Genomic DNA, 1,795 nt, shown 5'->3' with positions numbered 1-1,795 from the left:
CCACGCCCGCGGCCGCCATGCACCATTTCCGCGGAAGCAGTGCACCATTCCAGCGGTGGTGATGCACCATCATCTGCGGTCAAGCTGCACTTTTGGAGCGGCGTATGCACAAAATGGCTCCCCATATTCCTGTGTATCTAAGAGATAACAGTTGGGGCAATACTTGAGCCCTTCTGTGCCATCTGGCATCTGCGTCCGCACGCTGGTGATCCCTGAGCCACGGCCTGCCTGTAATGCCTCCCATACCTGACGTTTTTTGTCCGTTGGAAAAACCTGGTATAGTATGGCAGCAGAGTATGATTGGCCAATACATCATCGATCGACAACACCCCTGGCGGTAAGTTGGACAAGATGGCAGCGCAGTCGCCTCCGGGGATAAGCCTGCCATGCACCATAGGCCGGCCACCGTATAGTTCGTTGATGGTGGTTGCGTGCTTGGGATTTCCAGATCTCACATGGTAACGGCAGAGGACAGAGTACCACCACTCCCCGGGGTAGGGCGTGGGAAAATAGGTCAGCATTGGAACAAGACTATCAGATGTGCAAGCGCAACAGCACCCCAGTGCGTCTCTTGGCTACCCATGATAATCCGCCTCCAGATATCCGTTCTCCTTTATGTGCGTCTCAATGTCTACTCCATTGTTGTACGCAACGAGCAAGTCACCATCATCCCGCTGTGCTGCTTTACGGCCTCTTTTGACTGCATATTGCCTTGGCACTTCTTCCGTCTCTGGCGGCGGCTCTGGTGCACTCATTCCAATCTCAAAATCTGAAATGTAAGTGCCGGCCGCATAAGTCCTGGGTACCTTGATAGCCATCAGTTCGACCGCCCGCTGGATCACTTTTTCATCGATACAGCTGTGCGCCTGAAGCAGGGCTTGGGCCTGTGACTCTGCAAAAATCTTGATGACATAGGCCGGGATGCCGCCGCTGCAATCGTATAGCTTATTGGTAAGCGAGGTAGTCAGCTCTGCCAACTGCCATGTGTATTGGTATGGCCAGATTCTTTTGACAAACTCCAAATACGCACCATCTGGCCGAAACGGTGCCAGTCGGATGCCTCTGGTGCGCCGTTTGAGATGTTCCTGGGATACAAAGAGTTCTTCTGCCACTGGGGTACCCACAAAATAGATGGAGGTCATCGTCTCGTTTGTGAGCTCGACCAAAAACCTGAGCAGCGGCTTCTCTTGACGGTTTTTTCGGGCGGTCAGTACTGCGTTCTGAATTTCGTCGACTACCAGCAGCCCCACATGATGGTTGGTAAGCAGGATTTTTGTCTGCACTGCGATGGCAGATGCTGAGGCCGACCGCAGACCCTGCGTTGATTGCAGGTACTTCGACCCAATTGCCAGGTCAAGTGCGGCCATGATCCCAAAGCCAAGAGTCTTGACCGAGCAATCGCTTGGGCACTCCACATGCAGCCACAGCACTTGTTTGCAGTAACAGGGCTTCCCTTGGTACTCCATGTGCTCAATCACCTGCGGCATCGTGGACAGGCACCGGCGCACAGTGGCCGTCTTGCCACACCCCGGGACCCCCAAGATAGACCCGCTGTCTGCCTGCGTGGCATAGTTGGTGGCTCGGCCACAGTAGTAGGCGTTGATTGCCCTGGTCGACTCCAGCACATCGGCCGTTCGGTACGTCGTAGAGATCGCCCGGTATAGCGTGTCATAGATGGCGTACTGATACGGCATTGGCACATATATCGAGGCGAGCGATGGCAGCAGTTCCCGTCGTTCCTCGGGTGACATCTGAGCCAGATCATAGGGGATAGGTGGGTAGCTTGCGACGGATT

2 protein-coding genes are annotated in these 1,795 nt (G+C 54.8%); both read right to left on the bottom strand.

Annotated features, from left to right (window positions below):
* Positions 1-137: 137 nt before the first annotated feature.
* Positions 138-521: a TniQ family protein gene (locus tag H6B51_RS18380; RefSeq protein WP_335342199.1), complete on the bottom strand. Its 384-nt coding sequence runs from the start codon at positions 519-521 to the stop codon at positions 138-140.
* Between the two features lie 54 nt (positions 522-575).
* Positions 576-1,795, bottom strand: a 1,220-nt coding sequence (locus H6B51_RS16880) for an ATP-binding protein (RefSeq protein WP_204884758.1), incomplete at its 5' end; no start/stop codon positions are given.

The sequence above is a fragment of the Pseudoflavonifractor phocaeensis genome, assembly GCF_016901955.1.
Lineage (GTDB): Bacteria > Bacillota > Clostridia > Oscillospirales > Oscillospiraceae > Flavonifractor > Flavonifractor phocaeensis_A.
This window is presented reverse-complemented; position numbering and strand designations above follow the sequence as displayed.